The 15,204-nt window shown below is 66.2% G+C and carries 18 protein-coding genes; 7 read left to right on the top strand and 11 right to left on the bottom strand.

The genetic code is table 11. The features are described from left to right. Nucleotides 1-112 precede the first annotated feature (112 nt). Together BLW78_RS31195 and BLW78_RS30145 are read left to right on the top strand one after the other, a co-directional pair. The gene (locus BLW78_RS31195; protein WP_139307795.1) at nt 113-544 is read left to right on the top strand and encodes a hypothetical protein; all 432 of its coding nucleotides are present in this window, start codon (nt 113-115) and stop codon (nt 542-544) included. A 66-nt stretch (nt 545-610) separates the two neighbouring features. Then, nucleotides 611-1,327, top strand: coding sequence for a thermonuclease family protein (locus tag BLW78_RS30145; RefSeq protein WP_170855294.1), 717 nt, complete (start codon nt 611-613; stop codon nt 1,325-1,327). 87 nt (nt 1,328-1,414) lie between these two features. On the opposite strand, the gene BLW78_RS30140 is transcribed toward BLW78_RS30145, so the two are convergent. Next, nucleotides 1,415-1,645 carry a DUF6894 family protein gene (locus BLW78_RS30140; protein ID WP_091683950.1) on the bottom strand — a complete coding sequence of 77 codons (231 nt, stop codon included), beginning with the start codon at nt 1,643-1,645 and terminating at the stop codon, nt 1,415-1,417. Between the two features lie 478 nt (nt 1,646-2,123). Between BLW78_RS30140 and BLW78_RS30135 the strand changes: the two genes are divergently transcribed. Beyond that, complete coding sequence (locus BLW78_RS30135) at nt 2,124-2,384, top strand: hypothetical protein (RefSeq protein ID WP_091683948.1); 261 nt, start codon at nt 2,124-2,126, stop codon at nt 2,382-2,384. Between the two features lie 169 nt (nt 2,385-2,553). Here BLW78_RS30135 and BLW78_RS30130 read toward each other — a convergent pair whose 3' ends face one another. Continuing rightward, complete coding sequence (locus BLW78_RS30130) at nt 2,554-3,123, bottom strand: Ros/MucR family transcriptional regulator (protein ID WP_091683946.1); 570 nt, start codon at nt 3,121-3,123, stop codon at nt 2,554-2,556. Nucleotides 3,124-3,829: 706 nt separating this feature from the next. Here BLW78_RS30130 and BLW78_RS30125 point away from each other — a divergent pair. Beyond that, the gene (locus tag BLW78_RS30125) at nt 3,830-4,033 is read left to right on the top strand and encodes a CsbD family protein (RefSeq protein ID WP_091683944.1); all 204 of its coding nucleotides are present in this window, start codon (nt 3,830-3,832) and stop codon (nt 4,031-4,033) included. Between the two features lie 171 nt (nt 4,034-4,204). Here BLW78_RS30125 and BLW78_RS30120 read toward each other — a convergent pair whose 3' ends face one another. The 3 genes from BLW78_RS30120 to BLW78_RS31600 all read right to left on the bottom strand — a co-directional run bounded on the left by BLW78_RS30120 (nt 4,205) and on the right by BLW78_RS31600 (nt 5,094). Further along, nucleotides 4,205-4,627, bottom strand: a complete 423-nt coding sequence (locus BLW78_RS30120) for a DUF2852 domain-containing protein (protein WP_091683942.1) — start codon at nt 4,625-4,627, stop codon at nt 4,205-4,207. 103 nt (nt 4,628-4,730) lie between these two features. After that, nucleotides 4,731-4,925 (bottom strand): hypothetical protein, encoded by a 195-nt coding sequence (locus BLW78_RS30115; RefSeq protein ID WP_091683940.1) that lies wholly within the window; start codon nt 4,923-4,925, stop codon nt 4,731-4,733. Then, nucleotides 4,918-5,094 (bottom strand): hypothetical protein, encoded by a 177-nt coding sequence (locus tag BLW78_RS31600; RefSeq protein ID WP_170855293.1) that lies wholly within the window; start codon nt 5,092-5,094, stop codon nt 4,918-4,920. Before BLW78_RS31600 ends, BLW78_RS30115 begins: the two co-directional genes overlap by 8 nt. A 301-nt stretch (nt 5,095-5,395) precedes the next feature. Here BLW78_RS31600 and BLW78_RS30110 point away from each other — a divergent pair, with 301 nt between their 5' ends. Genes BLW78_RS30110 through BLW78_RS30100 form a run of 3 tightly spaced genes read left to right on the top strand, consistent with a single transcriptional unit; the run spans nt 5,396 to nt 8,180 of the window. Continuing rightward, entirely contained in the window at nt 5,396-6,427 is a 1,032-nt protein-coding gene (locus tag BLW78_RS30110) for an ABC transporter substrate-binding protein (protein WP_091683938.1), read from the top strand. Nucleotides 6,428-6,435: 8 nt separating this feature from the next. Next, complete coding sequence (locus BLW78_RS30105) at nt 6,436-7,296, top strand: ABC transporter ATP-binding protein (RefSeq protein ID WP_244527114.1); 861 nt, start codon at nt 6,436-6,438, stop codon at nt 7,294-7,296. Then, the gene (locus BLW78_RS30100) at nt 7,293-8,180 is read left to right on the top strand and encodes an ABC transporter permease (RefSeq protein ID WP_091683936.1); all 888 of its coding nucleotides are present in this window, start codon (nt 7,293-7,295) and stop codon (nt 8,178-8,180) included. Before BLW78_RS30105 ends, BLW78_RS30100 begins: the two co-directional genes overlap by 4 nt. A 17-nt stretch (nt 8,181-8,197) precedes the next feature. On the opposite strand, the gene BLW78_RS30095 is transcribed toward BLW78_RS30100, so the two are convergent. The 6 genes from BLW78_RS30095 to soxC form a co-directional block, all read right to left on the bottom strand. Further along, on the bottom strand, nt 8,198-9,853 hold the full coding sequence (locus BLW78_RS30095; protein ID WP_091683934.1) for a nickel ABC transporter ATP-binding protein NikE: 1,656 nt from the start codon (nt 9,851-9,853) through the stop codon (nt 8,198-8,200). Then, on the bottom strand, nt 9,850-10,767 hold the full coding sequence (locus tag BLW78_RS30090; RefSeq protein WP_091683932.1) for an ABC transporter permease: 918 nt from the start codon (nt 10,765-10,767) through the stop codon (nt 9,850-9,852). Before BLW78_RS30090 ends, BLW78_RS30095 begins: the two co-directional genes overlap by 4 nt. Then, complete coding sequence (locus BLW78_RS30085; protein WP_210186910.1) at nt 10,764-11,696, bottom strand: ABC transporter permease; 933 nt, start codon at nt 11,694-11,696, stop codon at nt 10,764-10,766. Before BLW78_RS30085 ends, BLW78_RS30090 begins: the two co-directional genes overlap by 4 nt. A gap of 4 nt (nt 11,697-11,700) precedes the next feature. Next, nucleotides 11,701-13,323, bottom strand: a complete 1,623-nt coding sequence (locus BLW78_RS30080) for an ABC transporter substrate-binding protein (protein WP_091683930.1) — start codon at nt 13,321-13,323, stop codon at nt 11,701-11,703. 497 nt (nt 13,324-13,820) lie between these two features. Then, nucleotides 13,821-14,363, bottom strand: a complete 543-nt coding sequence (locus BLW78_RS30075) for a c-type cytochrome (RefSeq protein ID WP_091683928.1) — start codon at nt 14,361-14,363, stop codon at nt 13,821-13,823. Next, nucleotides 14,350-15,204: sulfite dehydrogenase (gene soxC, locus BLW78_RS30070; protein WP_091683926.1), on the bottom strand; the 855-nt coding region annotated here is incomplete at its 5' end. The genes soxC and BLW78_RS30075, both read right to left, overlap by 14 nt.

The raw sequence follows: 15,204 nt of genomic DNA, 5'->3' as shown, positions 1-15,204 counted from the left end.
GGGGCGGTCGGATCGGATGACATAGCCTTACCCATAGGCCAACGCCTATGCCTTCGTGAGCTATGCCGCCTGTCCGGTCAAAACGGGGTGCGGTTCACCCAGTGCACCTACCGTGGCGACCCAGCCGAAGGCGCCGGACTTCGCCGCCTATGCGGTCGCTCCATACCGCGGACCCATCGGCCTTCCGGATTTTCGAGGCCGTGACCGCCAGCACGCCTCATATCGCACCCGCATCCTGGCCGGTGCCAAGGCCGGTCCGAACTTCGCAGGCCACCTCACCCTTGTGCCTATCGGCTGCGGGGCCGGATGCGTGTTCGTGCCTGTGGTCGATGTTCAAACAGGAAGGGTGTTCGACTCACCGCTTGGGGGCGAGGATCAGCTCTCGCTCGACATGAAATACCAGGTCAACAGCCGGCTGATTGCCGCTCGCTATATCGCGGAGGACCGCTGCAAGTTCGAGGAGATCGTGTGGACCGGCAGTTCGTTCCAACGAGGTGCGGTCAAGGATCTCGGCGAGCGTGAGGTTTGCTGGGCAGCCGATTAGTCCGCTAGCGAGCCTGCGTGTCGCCGCGCCGCGCGACCTCTTAGACGGGCTTCCCCACAGGCAGAGATGCGCTATCGCTCGCAGATGCGCCACTCCCTCGCCGCCCTTCTGATCCTCACCGGCCCTGCCCTGGCCGCCGAGCCAATCGTGGGCCGTGCCTCCGTCACCGACGGAGACACCGTCGTGATCCGTGGGACCCGCATCCGGCTGCACGGCATCGACGCGCCCGAGAGCGCGCAGCTCTGCCAGGACGCTGCCGGGAAGTCCTACCGCTGCGGGCAGGTGGCGGCGCTCGCTCTGGCGGACCGGATCGGAGAGGCGAACATCTCGTGCGAGCCGCGCGATACCGACCGGTACGGCCGCACCGTTGCGGTGTGTCGGAAGGGCGACGAGGACCTAAACGCCTGGATGGTGAGCCAGGGCTATGCCACGGCCTACCAGCGCTACTCCCGCGACTACGTCGGGGCCGAGACCACCGCGAGGGCGCTGAAGCGCGGGCTCTGGGCTGGCACCTTTGATCCGCCATCAGACTGGAGGCGCGCCAAGCGCGCCAGCGGCATCGAGACCCGGCCGGAGATGGAGAAGCCACCGGCGGTCGCTCCGGCGCCCTTACAGGCCGCCTGTGCGATCAAGGGCAACATCTCGCGTAAGGGCGACAAGATCTACCACCTGCCCGGGACGCGGGACTACGACCGGACCGTCATCGCCACGAGCTCCGGCGAGCGCATGTTCTGCAGCGAGGACGAGGCGAAGGCCGCGGGCTGGCGAGCTGCGCGAGGCTGACCGCGTCTCATCCGCTCGGCCATGCCACGACTTGCTCGCGGGGCGTGGAGGCGTCCGATCTCACCAGCATGTGAGCCCGATGCGATACTACAGCTCGACGACGGTGAGGCTGACCTGTGCTCGCATAACCAGTCGTCGGTCCTCATCGTAGACCTTGGCAGTCAACGCGTTGACCCCACAGTTATCCGCCTCGTCACGGAGCATCGCGGTTAACGTCCGGCGAATCATCACGCGCAGGGCGTCTCGGTCAGGAAGTTCGACACCCCCGTCTTCTTCGTTTTCGACACTGCTGCCGATTTTGAAGAAGTAGCGCGGCATGCGGTTTTCCCTGATGGTGAGGACGCGTGCCTTTCGGTCATTCTCACCCAAATCTTCAAGCCGACGCCGAGTCACGGAGACGTGATCGGCGGTTGGCAGAATTTAGATTCATGGCGCAAAATTGAAGATTGTAAATATCTGAGCGATAGGGATATTCGTCAAATTCTCTGTTCACGACATATCAGAAATGCGCATTGCGAATGCAGCTGCCGCCTTCTGCTCTGATTGATGCGCCATTACGTTTGCTGCTGGCCTGAGCCGCCACGGATTTTGATTTGGGATCACTGAAGTGACTGAAGCGATCGCTCCTACGGGCTTTCAGGGTAGAGCGACAAATCGCCCTCCGCTGCCGCTGGTCATCGCCTCAGTCGTCGCTGCGATCGCCATCTGGGTGCCGATCTATATGCAGGCGGCCCGACTGATCTGGTTCTGGTGATCCGTTCGGCTGTGCATAGCGTAGCAATTCGAGACGGCAATTATGGATGACGAAGAAAACGACTTCGAGCATTCCCCGCTATCGGGCTTCTTCACGCGCGACGGACACGAGGTCGAGGTCGAGATCTACCGCCTTGCCGGCACGCAGGATCGATGGCGGATGGAGGTGGTGCACTTCTCCGGCTGTTCCCGCTGGCAGGGCACATTCGAATCGGATGCGGATGCCCATGCCGCCTTCCTCGCGACAGTGGAGGCAGCCGGGATCGGTCCCTTCGTAGGTAATCAGCCCAACGCGGTGAGCTGAGTGCCGCGGCATCGCGAAAAGCCCGCGCCGGTGAACCGGGCGGGCTTCTCACCAGAGGCCGTAGTGTCAACGCGGGACCTCTGGTTCGGCGTCAGCGGTTGAGACGGGCGCCTGAGCCGGACTGTAGCACGATGGCCACGAACGAATAGCCAGCGAGTTACCGGGTTGGCTACGCGGCTGCAGCGGCCTTCTTCGATTTACGAGTGTGGGCAGGCTTCTCGGCCGGTGCCGCGGTAGGCTCGACCACCTTCTTCCGGCCCCAGGCCTTGGGCGCCTCCGCAACCGTCTCGTCGGCGGCAGCAGCCTTCGGGGCTGCGTTCCGGCGCTGTGTCCCCAGCCCCGCGTTGCGAGCGAACTCGGCACGCATGGCTGAGTAGTTGGCCGCCGTGGTCGGGTAGTCCCGCGGTAGGCCGAAGCGCTCCCGGTACTCCTCGAACGTCAGGCCGGCGCCGGTCAGGTGCCGCTTGAGGGTCTTGTACGGCTTGCCGTCGATGAAGCTGATCAGCGCGTCGGGTGTGATGGATTTCCGGATCTGCGAGGGGGTCGCCTTCTCTACCTTTGACTCGGCGGAAGCAGCGGCACCCTTGAGCCCGGAAAGAGCCCCATGGACCTCGGCCAGGAGAGGCGGAAGGTCGCCCGGTCGCACCGAATTCTTCGACACATAGGCCGCAACGATCTCGGTGGTCAGTTCAATAAAGTCGGTCTGTTCCGAAGCAAAAATTGTGGGACTCTCGTCCATTTGCAACTCCTCGATAGCTGCGCCACGAACGGGGCAAATGCGAACGATAGTCAAGTGATATTCACGGGTTTCTGCGAGAATGCGGCGGATATCATTCTCCTTCTTGAAAGATTTCTGATTTGTATCAGCGGCAACGCTCGCTTAGCCCCAGTCGCGCAGGTTTCCCATTCGCTTCGGACTCGCGGATGCCGAGGTCCATCGACATGCCACCTAATCCGCAGACCTTGAGGGCCGTAGCCCGAAGGCCGCTCAGGCCCGGGCCCGTGACCTCAATCTGAGCGTGGAAACCAATGTTCGAGGGGCGTCGACTTGGTGACCGAACTCCTCGAAGTGCGCTGGTGCCGCCGCCGCGCCCGCCGCGCAGCCCTTCCACCAGTGGATCGAGGATCTCTAGTCCGCTGTGGGTGATCGACCGGATCGAGCCATGTTGTCAGAAAGCTAACGTTCGGCTGTGCGCCTATTCCAGTCACCAGATGGCTCTCGTGTGCGTCTCCGAAACGGAAATCGCTCAAGCCAGCGGCCAGCACATTTTCGTAGCCGGTCAAGCGTAGCGCCGCCCGCTACGCGCTACCCTTCGAGTCGATTCGGGCTTCCGCCGGGCGCGCGTCACGACCCTCCCGTGACCGTGACCGACCACGCGGAACGACGCCTGGGCGAGAGCCGCTCCCGGTACCCGTGGCCGCCCTGGTCGCGAAGGAGAACCGCCATGAGCAGCACCACCGACAAGATCAAGGGCCTGGCCAACGAGGCCGTCGGCAACGTGAAGCAGGGCATCGGCAACGCGACCGACAACGACAGGCTGAAGGTCGAGGGCAAGGCGCAGGAACTCAAAGGCGGTGCCCAGAAGGCCACAGGCGACGTCAAGGACGGGGCCAAGCATGTCGCCGATAAGGTCACAGGCAAGGCCTGACGCGTTCGACCCGGGGCAGTTTACGCCCCGGGAGCCCCCTATGGTTCCCCCACCGCTTTCGGCCAAGGCTTCCGCATCTCTGAAGATTTTTCCGACGCGCCAGTGATCTAGAAGCCATACGAGGCAGAAGACCTCCTGCGCGCCGTCCCGCCTCAGGGCCAGTATCGGGTGCTAACCGGGTCGGTGATCTGGCTGGCCGGCGGTTCGGGCTATGTCGGACGCGGTCGCTGGCCCGGTGGGATGTTCCGCCGTGAAGCGCTCGAAGGTCGCGCGATCCGTGGCGCGCTTCAGCTTGTCGACGAAGTCTTCGAAATCATGGAGACGGATTTCAAGATCTCGGCGTTGTGCCTCGATGCGGCAGATCTCGCCGTCGCGCCATTCGTCGAAGGCGGTGTTACCGCTGGTCCGTGCCGAGGTGAACGAGGGCCGCTCGCCGGTCATGGTGCCGAGCCTGAAAGGCCGGCGCAGGTGTTCGAGACCCGGCAGGCCGGACAGCCTGAGATCGCGCCCTACGAGCGCCTGCCGCGCCACGAGGGCGAGGCCGGCGAAGCCGCCGACATAGAGCGCGTCGTGGATCCAGGGCATGATGGGCATGGGACAGCTCCTTGCGCGTGTCGGTGCCGTTTGAGGACGGTTGGAGCATGCCGACATGCCGCTGCCGCAGGCTGAACGGGTCGTTTAAGGTCGGGTTAAGCCATCAGGCCCAGTCGACCGGCCGCACTTCGGTCGGAGCCACGAACGCGGTGAGCCTGTCGAGACCGTCGAGGGGCACGTCGAAGCTGCGGCGCAGGCCCCTGGGCGCGAACTCCAGGCTGACCGTGCCGCCGAGCTCACAGCTGGCCCCGCCGGAGATCAAGCGCGTGCCGAACTCGCGCTTGCCGGTCTCACGCACCGGCGGCCCCCGCGCTCCAGCCATTCCAGGGCGAGCCACCTTGCACCGCTCGCGCCGCAACGATTTTCCAGGCGATGCCGACCTGGCCTGCGTCGGTCGGGAGTTTCGCCAGAGCGAGCACGCCGGTGCGGCGCTGCGACCAAAACATCAACGACGGCATGCGCGCCATGGCGGCTCCGGTTCTCTGCGCAGGGCCATCCCCTTCATGGGCGGCCCTGGGGTGCGCCGAAAGTCGCCCTCTGCACATAAGCCCGATGAACCGTGGACCCCGCTGAGCGAAGCCAACGCGCCGGCTCCCACAGGGTTGGATTTCCACAGTCGAAGGAATTTATAGTTGGAAAATCCACTTGCCTTCATATGAGTAAAACAATCTTCTTGTTGACTGGCCTGCAATAAATAGTCAGACCTGCATCTCTTTTTCGTGAATAAGTCCGTATCTCCGCGACGATACAGGCATTCTGGAGCCAGACATGTTCAATCAGCGCTGGAGCCGGCGTGCGCGCAGGCGGTTTACCCTCATAGTCGGGAGTCTAGCGCTTGCCGGGATGATCGGTCCCGCAGCGGCGGCGGAAGGCCGGCTGCGCATCGCCAAGCAGTTCGGCGTCGTCTACCTGCTCCTGAATGTCATCGAGGATCAGAAGCTCGTCGAAAAGCACGGTAAGGAGGCGGGCCTCGATATCGCGGTCGAGTACATGCAGCTCTCCGGCGGCTCGGCCGTGAACGACGCGCTGCTCTCTGGCTCGGTCGATATCGGCGGGGCTGGCGTCGGACCGCTCTTTACCCTGTGGGACCGCACCCGTGGGCGGCAGGGCGTGAAGGGCGTCGCCTCGCTCGGCAACTTTCCCTACTACCTCGTCAGCAATCGGCCGGGCGTGAAGACCATTGCGGACTTCACCGACTCCGACCGCATCGCCGTGCCTGCGGTCGGCGTGTCGGTGCAGTCGCGCATCCTGCAATGGGCGTCGGCCAAGCTCTGGGGCGACAAGGACTTCGCCAAGCTCGACAAGCTCACCGTCGCGATCCCGCATCCTGAGGCAACGGCAGCGATCGTCAAGGGCGGTACCGAAGTGACGGGTCACTTCGCCAACCCGCCCTTCCAGGACCAGGAACTAGCCGAGAACCCGAACGCCCACGTTGTCCTGAACTCCTATGATGTCCAGGGCGGCCCCTCGTCCTCGACGGTCCTGTACGCGACCGAGCGCTTCTACAAGGAGAGCCCGAAGACCTATGCAGCCTTCGTCGACGCCCTCGACGAGGCGGCGAAGTTCGTCACGGCTAACCCCGAGAAAGCGGCCGACATCTACCTAAGTGCGACGAACAGCAAGCTCGACCGAGAATTTCTTCTTAAAGTGATCAAGAACCCGCAGGTCAGCTTCAAGATCGAGCCGCAGAACACCCTCGGCCTCGGCCAGTTCATGCACCGGGTGGGCGCGATTAAGGCGGAGCCGAAGAGCCTGTCGGACTATTTCTTCGCCAGCCCGCGCACCGCCACCGGTAGCTGAGCAGGCGCATGACCCTGACGGAAACGAGCTTCCGCGTCGTGCCTCCGGAGCCGGAGACCGCGGCCCGGAGCGGCCCGGCCACGGCGTCACCCACCTTGCCAGACCCGCTCCTGCGCATCGCGGGCGTCAGCCTCGAATACCGCACGCCAGCGCGGGTCGTGCGCGCCGCGCATCGCATCGACCTCGACGTCTTCGAGGCGGATCGCTTCGTGCTGCTCGGTCCTTCGGGCTGCGGCAAATCCACCCTGCTCAAGGCCGTGGCGGGGTTCATCCCGCCCATCGAGGGTGAGATCACCCTGGACGGCGTGCCCGTGCGGGGACCGGGGCCGGACCGCATTGTCGTGTTCCAGGAATTCGACCAGCTGCCGCCGTGGAAGACGGTGCTGCAGAACGTGGCCTTCCCTCTGCGCGCCTCCCGCCGCCTCGGCCGGCGCGAGGCCGTGGAGCGGGCGCGGCAGGCCATCGACAAGGTCGGCCTAACGTCCTTCGCCAACAGCTACCCGCACCAGCTTTCCGGGGGCATGAAGCAGCGCGTGGCGATCGCCCGGGCGCTCGCCATGCAGCCCCGGGTGCTGCTGATGGACGAGCCCTTCGCGGCGCTCGACGCCCTCACCCGGCGCCGGATGCAGGAGGAGCTGCTGGCCCTCTGGGACGAGGTCCGCTTCACGCTGCTATTCGTGACCCACTCCATCGAGGAGGCCCTGGTCGTCGGGAACCGGGTGGCGCTGCTCTCGCCCCATCCGGGGCGGGTGCGCAGCGAGATCAACAGCCACGCCTTCGATTTGACGAGCCTCGGCAGCCGCGAGTTCCAGGCCGCCGCCCGGCGCCTGCACGAGCGCTTATTCGAGACCGACGGGAGCGCCGCATGACCGCTTTCGCCACGACAGCGCGGACAGTACCGCCGATCCGCCCGGAGGTCGATCGGGTCCTGCCGCCCTTCGTGGAGGCGCCGGTCACTCGCGCCCTGCCGATCGGCGTGCGCCTCTGGCAGCAGAGTTGGCTGCGTAAGGCGCTGATCCTCGCGATCCTGGCCGTGGCCTGGGAGGGACTGGCGCGGTTCAAGGACAATGACCTCCTGCTACCGGGCTTCGCCGCAACCCTGTCGGCCCTGGCCGAGGGGCTGGCCGACGGCGAACTGATCGAGCGCGTGCGCATCTCCCTCGCCGTGCTGGCGCAGGGCTACGCGATCGGCGCCCTCCTCGCCTTCGGGCTGACGACGCTGGCAGTCTCGACGCAGTTCGGTCGCGATCTGCTCTCGACCCTAACCGCGATGTTCAACCCGCTCCCGGCCATCGCGCTGCTGCCGCTGGCCCTACTCTGGTTCGGGCTCGGCAACGGTAGCCTTGTCTTCGTGCTGGTCCACGCGGTCCTGTGGCCGCTGGCGCTCAACACCTTCGCCGGCTTCCAGGGCGTGCCCGAGACCCTGCGCATGGCGGGCCGGAACTACGGGCTGACCGGGCTCGCCTACGTCTGGCAGATCCTGATCCCGGCGGCGCTGCCGGCGATCCTGTCGGGTCTTAAGATCGGCTGGGCCTTCGCGTGGCGCACCCTGATCGCCGCCGAGCTCGTGTTCGGCGCAGCCTCCGGCAAGGGCGGCCTCGGGTGGTACATCTACCAGAACCGCAACGAACTCTACACAGACCGGGTCTTCGCTGGCCTGCTTGTCGTCATTCTGATCGGTCTCTCCGTTGAAAATGTCGTCTTTGCCACCCTGGAGAGGGTGACGGTACGGCGCTGGGGCGTCGTCCGCTGAAGGACTTCCGCGGCCACTCAAGCCGCATTCCGATTTGGCAGACTGCTCCTCAGGCCCCTGCTTCCAAAAACATCTACGATGCTGCCCTGATCGACGATTTTTCCATCCTGGAACACGAGCACCCGATCGGCGAGGTGCTGAACCACGCCCCAGTCGTGGGAAATGAATAACAAGGCAGTGCCGAGCTGGCTTTGGAGGTCGGCCAACAGATCCAGGATCTGCGCCTGGATGCCGATGTCGAGGGCCGACACCGGCTCGTCGCACACGATCAGCGCGGGCTCGGCGGCCAGAGCCCGGGCGATCGCCACGCGCTGACGCTGGCCGCCCGATAGGGCGCGCGGATGGCGATCGAGTACGCAGCCGTTCAGGCCGACTTGGTCGAGGAGCGCCAGCAGGCGCGCGCGCCGATCCTTCGCGCCCGGGTTCGGGAGGTTCTCGGCCACGATGTCCTCGACGCGGTAGCGGGGATCGAAGCTGCTCAGCGGATCCTGCGGGATGTACTGGAGCCTCCGGCGCAGAGGGCGTCGTCGGGACTCAGGAATACCCGACCAGGACTCGCCGAGCAGTCGCACCTCGCCCGCATCCGGCTCGAGCAGACCCAGGACGATCTTGGCACAGGTCGATTTGCCCGAGCCCGAAGCGCCGATGATTCCGAGAACCTCGCCGGCCCGCACCGTGAAGCTGACCTCCTCCAGAGCGGTGAAGGCGCCGATCTTGCCGGGCGTGGCACGCTGCTGTGCGTAGTGCTTGGCGATGCTTCGAACCTCGAGCACGGGGCGCGGCTCGACGGCCACGCGCGACGGAAGCGGGTCGCGCGTGATCGCGGATGTATCGTGGCCGCAGGCGATCCGCGCCGATGCTAAGCGCCCGCCCCGAGAGGCGAAGGAAGGGGTCGCGGCGAGGAGTTGGCGGGTATAGGGATGCCGGGGCTGCGTCAGGACGTCTTGGGTCGCGCCGGCATCGACGATGCGGCCGGCCCGCATCACAATCACGCGGTGCGCGATCCGTGCCACGAGTGCAAGATCGTGGCTGATCAGAAGAAGGCCGGCGCCTTCCTGGACGCGGGCGGCCAGGACCGCGAGCACTTGTTCCTGGATGCCTGGATCGAGCGCCGTTGTCGGCTCGTCCGCGACGATCAGATCTGGCTCGGCCGCGATGGCGGCGGCGATCAGCGCCCGTTGCCGGAGCCCGCCGGAGAGCTGATGGGCGAACTGCCGGGCCCGCTCGGCCGGCCGCGGCATGCCGACCTTCGCAAGCGTCGCGTGGACGCGCTCCGCCAGCGCGACACGGCTAGAGACCAGCCGGTGCTCGGTGAGCACCTCGCCGACCTCCTGGCCGATCGTCCGCAGGGGATCGAGCGACACCAGCGCATCCTGCATCACGAGACCCGTGAAGGTGCCGCGCAGGTGCCGCCAATCGGCCTCTCGGAAAATGCGCGCATCCCGGCCGTGGATCCGGAACTGCGCCGCCTCCACGCGAGCACCGTCGCCCGCGAGGTTCAGGAGGCTGCGCGCCGTGACGCTCTTACCCGATCCGGACTCGCCGACCAAGGCGACGCATTCGCCCGGATGTATGGCGAGGTCGATGCCCTCGACCACGGGTTCATCCCTCTGGGCTGGGAAGGCGATCGACAGGCCACGGACGTCGACGAGCGGTTCGCTGAGCGCGATCATGCGAGACGTCCCTCATAGCGCTTCTGAAGAACGCCCCCAACGATGCTGAAGGCGATCACCGTCAGTGTGATCGCGAGCCCCGGGAAGACGCCGGGCCACCACGCCACCCGCAGCACGTCACGGCTCTCAGCGAGCATCACGCCCCATTCCGGCGTCGGCGGCTGGGGTCCCAGGCCCAGGAAGCTGAGGCCAGACACGACAAGGATGGTATTGCCGATGTAGATGGTGGCGATCACCGGGACCGCGACCAAGACGTTCGGCAAAACGTGGCGCAGGAAGACCTGGAGGCGCCCGAGCCCGTAGATCGTCGCGTGGGTCACGTAGTCGGCGCCGCGCACGAGCTGCGTCTGCGCGCGCACGACCCGGCCGAATTTCGGGATGCCGGCGATGCCGACCGCGAGGGCGATGTTGGCCATACCCTGCCCCAGGAAGGTGACGACCAGCATGGCGAGCAGCACGCCCGGAAAGGACGAGAGCACGTCGAAGAGACGCGACACCACCTCGTCCAGAAAGCGGCTGCGCAATCCCGCCAGGACGCCGAGAAGCACGCCCACGGCGGCACTGACCGCCATGCCGGCCAGCCCGATCAGGAGCGAGTAGCGCGTGCCGTAGAGGGTCCGGGCGAGCACATCGCGCCCGAGGCGGTCCGTACCGAAGGGGTGGACCCAGCTCGGCGCTTGCAGGGTCTCCGACACGTCTCCGGTGAGGGGGTCGTAGCCGGTGAAAAAGCGTGGCCCGAGAGCGACGAGGGCCAGCAGGATGAGGAATCCGGTCGCCAGGATGAAGCGCGGTGGATGACGCAGCCGGGACCGCGTCGCGCGTCTGACCGGGGCCGACGCGCTGACCGTAGACCCCACGCGATCTTCGGACGAGAGCGCGACCGTGGCGGGCGCAGGGTGAGAGAAGGCGGTCATGCGGCCCTGAGCCTCGGATCAATGAGGAGATAGAGGATGTCGAGGAGGGTCGAGGCGGCGACGTGGATGAGGGCAGCGAGCAGAACCACCGCCAGCACCACCGGTACGTCGTGGGTCAGGACCGCCCCGAGCGTCACCGTGCCGAGCCCCGGTCGGCCGAACACCTTCTCGGTGATGACGGCGCCGCCGAGCAGGCCGCCGATCAGCCAGCCTCCGAGGGTCACCGCCGGGAGAAGAGCGTGGCGCAGAACGTGGCGGGTCCGGATCGCGGTCTCGCCGACGCCGCGGGCCCGGACCGTGGTGACGAAGGGCTGATCGAGGGCCTTCTCCATCGCCTCGCGCAGGACCTGGGCCAGGAGTCCGGCGGTCGGCAGGGCGAGAGCGATGGCCGGTAGAACGAGGGCGTTCCAGCTCTTGGCGCCCGCCACCGGGAACCAGCGCAGGGTGAACGAGAACGCCATCAGCAGAAGGATGCCGAGCCAGAAGACCGGCGTGGAGGCCGCGACGAGTTCCAGGCTCGAGGCGAGTCCGCGGGCGATGCGCCCCCGTCCGGCCGTCGCGAGCGCGAGCCCGGCAGCCAGCACGACGGCCAGCAGCCCCCCCGCAAGTGCGAGTTCGACGGTCGGCCCCAGCTGGGAGCCGACGACCTCGATGACTGGCCGGCGCAGCACGTAGGAGGTGCCGAAATCGCCGTGGGCGATGCGGAGCAGGAAGTCGGCGTATTGGGCCGGCAGGCTCCGGTCCAGACCCCACTCGGCGGCGATCGCCTCGCGCAACCCGGGGAAATCAACGTCGCCCGCGAGAATATCCTCGATCCGGCCCGGCAGGGCGTGAAGCGCGACGAAGGTCGCGGTCACGCTTGCCCAGGCGACCAAGAGGCTCGTGGCCAGACGGCTCAGGATGCGGACCGTGATCGAGCGTACCGCCATCGGCTTATTCCCCGGAAAGCCAAACGTCGTAGCCGTTGGCGGGCGAGTCGAGGCCGGCCTCGAAGCCGAGGCCCTCGACGCCCTTGCGGGCCGCTAGAAACCAACTCGGCGCGAACAGCGGCACGATGTACGCCTTCTCGATGCCGAGCGTCTGGATCCGGTCGGTGAGCGCGCGCTTGCGCACGAGATCCGTGGCGGCGAGTGCCTCGTCGACCAGTCCGGTGATCTCCGGGTCCGGGTTCGGAATGTTGGTGTAGAGGAAGCCCTTCGAGCCGAGCATGTCCCAGAGTTCGCGGGCGGCATCAGAGGGATTGTCGGTGTTGGGGTAGATCGCCCAGGTCCCGGCGGCGTTATTCTTGGCGTATTCGCCCGCCGTGATTATGCGCAGGTTGAGATCGAGGCCGATATTCTTGCGCACCGCGGCTTGGATGCCCTGGATCAGCACCTCGCGATTGTCGCGCACGTAGGGCTGCGGATAGCCGACCTCGATCGTCAGGCGCTTGCCGTCCCGGGTGCGGAACCCGGCTGGATCCCGGCCAGTCCAGCCCGCCTCGTCGAGAAGCCGGTTGGCGCCAGCGACGTCCCGGCCCCAGCCGCCGATCAGCGCACGGTTGAAGGCTGGGTTGTCCGGGCCGATAATCGACCACGCCCGCGGGACTGTGCCCAGATAGACCTGGCGCACGATCGGCTCGGGGTCGAACCCGTCGCGCAGGGCGCGCCGCACGCGGACGTCGTCGGCGGGCGCGCGGGTGTAGTTGACGTTGAGGGTGAAGGCCGTGCCGGCGCCCAGCGGCCCCTTGAGCAGGGTGAAGTCCGGCTGATCGGCGAACAGCGGAGCATCCGTCGGCTGCACGCCCTCGATGACGTCGAGCTGGCCCGAGGAGAGAGCGCCCGCCCGTACCGCCGCCTCCGGCAGGAAGCGGATCGTGAAACCATCGAGATAGGCCGGGCCGGAATGGGCAGCGTAGCCGGGCGGCCACGCATAGGCCGTGTTGCGGGTGAACCGAGCCGATTGGCCCCGCACGTAGTCCGCGAACACGAAGGGGCCGGTACCGGCAAGTGCCGGGCCGCCGCCGCAGAGATCGCCCTTGGCAAGAGCCTTCGGCGAGATGATCCCGAGCTTCACGTTGGAGACGGATTCCAGGAAACTCGAATCCGGCCGGGCGAGGATCAGTCTCACTATGTTGGGAGCGACGACCTCGGCCCGCGCGTAGCGGTCGAGTAAAGAGGCTGCGTTAGCGGCGTTCTCCGGCTTCTTTACGAAGTCGAAGTTGGCCTTCACCGCCTCAGCATCGAGCGGCACGCCGTCGTGGAAGATGACGCCGTCGCGAAGCGTGAAGGTGTAGGTCAGGCCGTCCGGCGTGATCGACCACTCCGTGGCGAGCCAGGGGGCGAAGCTCCCGTCCGCGCGCTTGGCCACCAGGGAGTCGATGTAGTTCCGGGCGACGAAGAACGCTGCCTGCTGGGACGACCGGTGCGGATCGAAGCAACTTGGCTCGGTCGCGACGCCCCATGTGATCGTGCCACCGGACTTCGGGGCCGGACCGGACGGCGCCGCGTAAGCTGGCCCCGCAAGCCAAACAGCGCAGGCGGTGAGTGCCGCGGCGCGGTGAACTATCTTTTGCATCAGATTTCACCAAGCCAATCTTATGCGCGCCAGATCAGTACATTGGCGCGACATTGTTTCTTTCAAAGCGATCAAAATCTCGGATTGAAAGCCCGGATCGGTGCGCCGACCATTGGCAGATGTGTAAGATGCAACGCTGCCGCCTGGCAACGCGCGATGTCCCGTTTTCATTGATCTGATAGAATTTTGTATTCTGTTGATCGTTATATTCTCGGTTCTTGGATGGAATTGCTAATATGATCGTCGGCGAGGCATATTTATTTTGGCCGATCCGGCGGATCTTCGGCGCATGTGGCGACAATGCGGATCGCCGGGCACCGTACCGCTCGACGGTCTTGTCTCGAAGACGTGGTGCCTCTGGGGCTGGCCGCGATCGGAGTGGCTACCGAGTGCGCAGCGAGATCTAAGCAGGGTGACCGATGCTGCGAACCTGACGGCCAGACTTCCTCATGACCGGCGTATCGCCCGAGGATCATGATACCGTCGATCAGGTCCGGTCAGGGCCTTACATCCGGCCTTGGGTCCGGGACGAACCCGTCACGGTTCGGCATGCGAACGGCCGCCAAGGATCTCGCGTCGAGCACGGCCCCCTCCGGAACCAGCCCGTTCAGGTGAAGGACGTAGCCCGAGACGGCATAGACATCGTCATCGCTGAGAGATTGCGGGGCATTCATCGGCATCGCGCGGCGAATATAATCGAACAGCGTCGGTGCGTAGGGCCAGAAGCTGCCGACGGTCTTGACCGGCCTCGTCGAGCCAAGCGTACCCTGCCCACCGACGAGCCGTTCCCCGATCCCGCCTTCGCCCCGAGCGCCGTGGCAGGACGCGCACTGCGCCTCGAAGACATCGCGGCCGTGGGCGACGCTGCCGCTTCCCGGCGGAAGCTTCCGGCCGTCCCGGTCGACGTCGATGTTCCAGGCAGCGATCTCCGGCTCCGTCGCCGGATGGCCGATCCCGTAGCGCTCAGCGGACAGGGCGCCGCCGGCGAAGCCGAATATGAGAGCGACGCCGACGAGAGAGCCGAACCTACGCGTAGCCATTGGCGACCTCGCCGTCCGCCGCGATGAGCCAGGGCACGACGGCGTTGTTGTGGTAGAAGGACTTGAGACCGCGCACCGCCGTCAGGTCCTCGAAGCTCGGCTGCACATAGCCGGTCTCGTCGATCGCCCGACTCGCGATGGTCGTCGGCGTCCCGTCCCAAGTCCAAGGTAGGCGGAACCGCGTCAGCGCCCGGTTGAGCACCGGCTCCTGCAGGGATGCGTCCTGCCAAGTCCTTCCGCCGTCGGTCGTGACCTGCACGCCGCGGATTTTGCCCCGCCCGCTCCAGGCAAGGCCAGTGATCTCGTGAAAGCCGGGGGCGATCCGCTGCGTGCCCGAGGGCCGCGTGATGATCGACTTGGCCTCCATCACGAAGGTGAATTGCCGCGCCGTGCCGTCCGGCATCAGGTCGGTGTACTTCGACGTCTCCTCGCGGGAATAGGCCGGCTCCGCCGTGACGTTGAGCCGGCGCAACCACTTCACGCTCATGTTGCCCTCGTAGCCGGGCAGCAGCACCCGGAGCGGGTAGCCCTGCTGGGGGCGCAGCCGCTCGCCGTTCTGGCTGTAGACCAGCAGGGCGTCGTCGAGGCACTTTGCGATCGGGATACTGCGGGTCAGCGCGGCGGCGTCCGCGCCCTCGGCCACGACCCACCGCGCGTCTGGCTTGAGCCCGGCCTCCGCCAGGACCGTCGCGAGGCGCACGCCGGTCCATTCGGCGCAGCTGACGAGGCCGACGAGGTCCGACGCCGTCTTGCCCTTGATCGCCTCGAAGCCCGGGTTGCCCGAGCATTCGAGAAAGTAGATGTGCGACTCCGACGGGAAGCGGCGGATGTCGTCCATCGT

Source organism: Methylobacterium sp. 275MFSha3.1 (assembly GCF_900108435.1).
Lineage (GTDB): Bacteria > Pseudomonadota > Alphaproteobacteria > Rhizobiales > Beijerinckiaceae > Methylobacterium.
Note: the sequence above shows the minus strand (reverse complement) of the source record. Positions and strands in the feature narration are given on the sequence as shown.

Coding starts and splice junctions, on each gene's coding strand:
- BLW78_RS31600 (WP_170855293.1), bottom strand. CDS start 5,094: ATGGCGCGCATGCCGTCGTTGATGTTTTGGTCGCAGCGCCGCACCGGC.
- BLW78_RS30125 (WP_091683944.1), top strand. CDS start 3,830: ATGAGCAGCACCACCGACAAGATCAAGGGCCTGGCCAACGAGGCCGTC.
- BLW78_RS30080 (WP_091683930.1), bottom strand. CDS start 13,323: ATGCAAAAGATAGTTCACCGCGCCGCGGCACTCACCGCCTGCGCTGTT.
- BLW78_RS30145 (WP_170855294.1), top strand. CDS start 611: ATGCGCTATCGCTCGCAGATGCGCCACTCCCTCGCCGCCCTTCTGATC.
- BLW78_RS30085 (WP_210186910.1), bottom strand. CDS start 11,696: ATGGCGGTACGCTCGATCACGGTCCGCATCCTGAGCCGTCTGGCCACG.
- BLW78_RS30135 (WP_091683948.1), top strand. CDS start 2,124: ATGGATGACGAAGAAAACGACTTCGAGCATTCCCCGCTATCGGGCTTC.
- BLW78_RS30110 (WP_091683938.1), top strand. CDS start 5,396: ATGTTCAATCAGCGCTGGAGCCGGCGTGCGCGCAGGCGGTTTACCCTC.
- BLW78_RS30140 (WP_091683950.1), bottom strand. CDS start 1,645: ATGCCGCGCTACTTCTTCAAAATCGGCAGCAGTGTCGAAAACGAAGAA.
- BLW78_RS30105 (WP_244527114.1), top strand. CDS start 6,436: ATGACCCTGACGGAAACGAGCTTCCGCGTCGTGCCTCCGGAGCCGGAG.
- BLW78_RS30095 (WP_091683934.1), bottom strand. CDS start 9,853: ATGATCGCGCTCAGCGAACCGCTCGTCGACGTCCGTGGCCTGTCGATC.
- BLW78_RS30130 (WP_091683946.1), bottom strand. CDS start 3,123: ATGGACGAGAGTCCCACAATTTTTGCTTCGGAACAGACCGACTTTATT.
- BLW78_RS30100 (WP_091683936.1), top strand. CDS start 7,293: ATGACCGCTTTCGCCACGACAGCGCGGACAGTACCGCCGATCCGCCCG.
- BLW78_RS30075 (WP_091683928.1), bottom strand. CDS start 14,363: ATGGCTACGCGTAGGTTCGGCTCTCTCGTCGGCGTCGCTCTCATATTC.
- BLW78_RS30120 (WP_091683942.1), bottom strand. CDS start 4,627: ATGCCCATCATGCCCTGGATCCACGACGCGCTCTATGTCGGCGGCTTC.
- BLW78_RS30090 (WP_091683932.1), bottom strand. CDS start 10,767: ATGACCGCCTTCTCTCACCCTGCGCCCGCCACGGTCGCGCTCTCGTCC.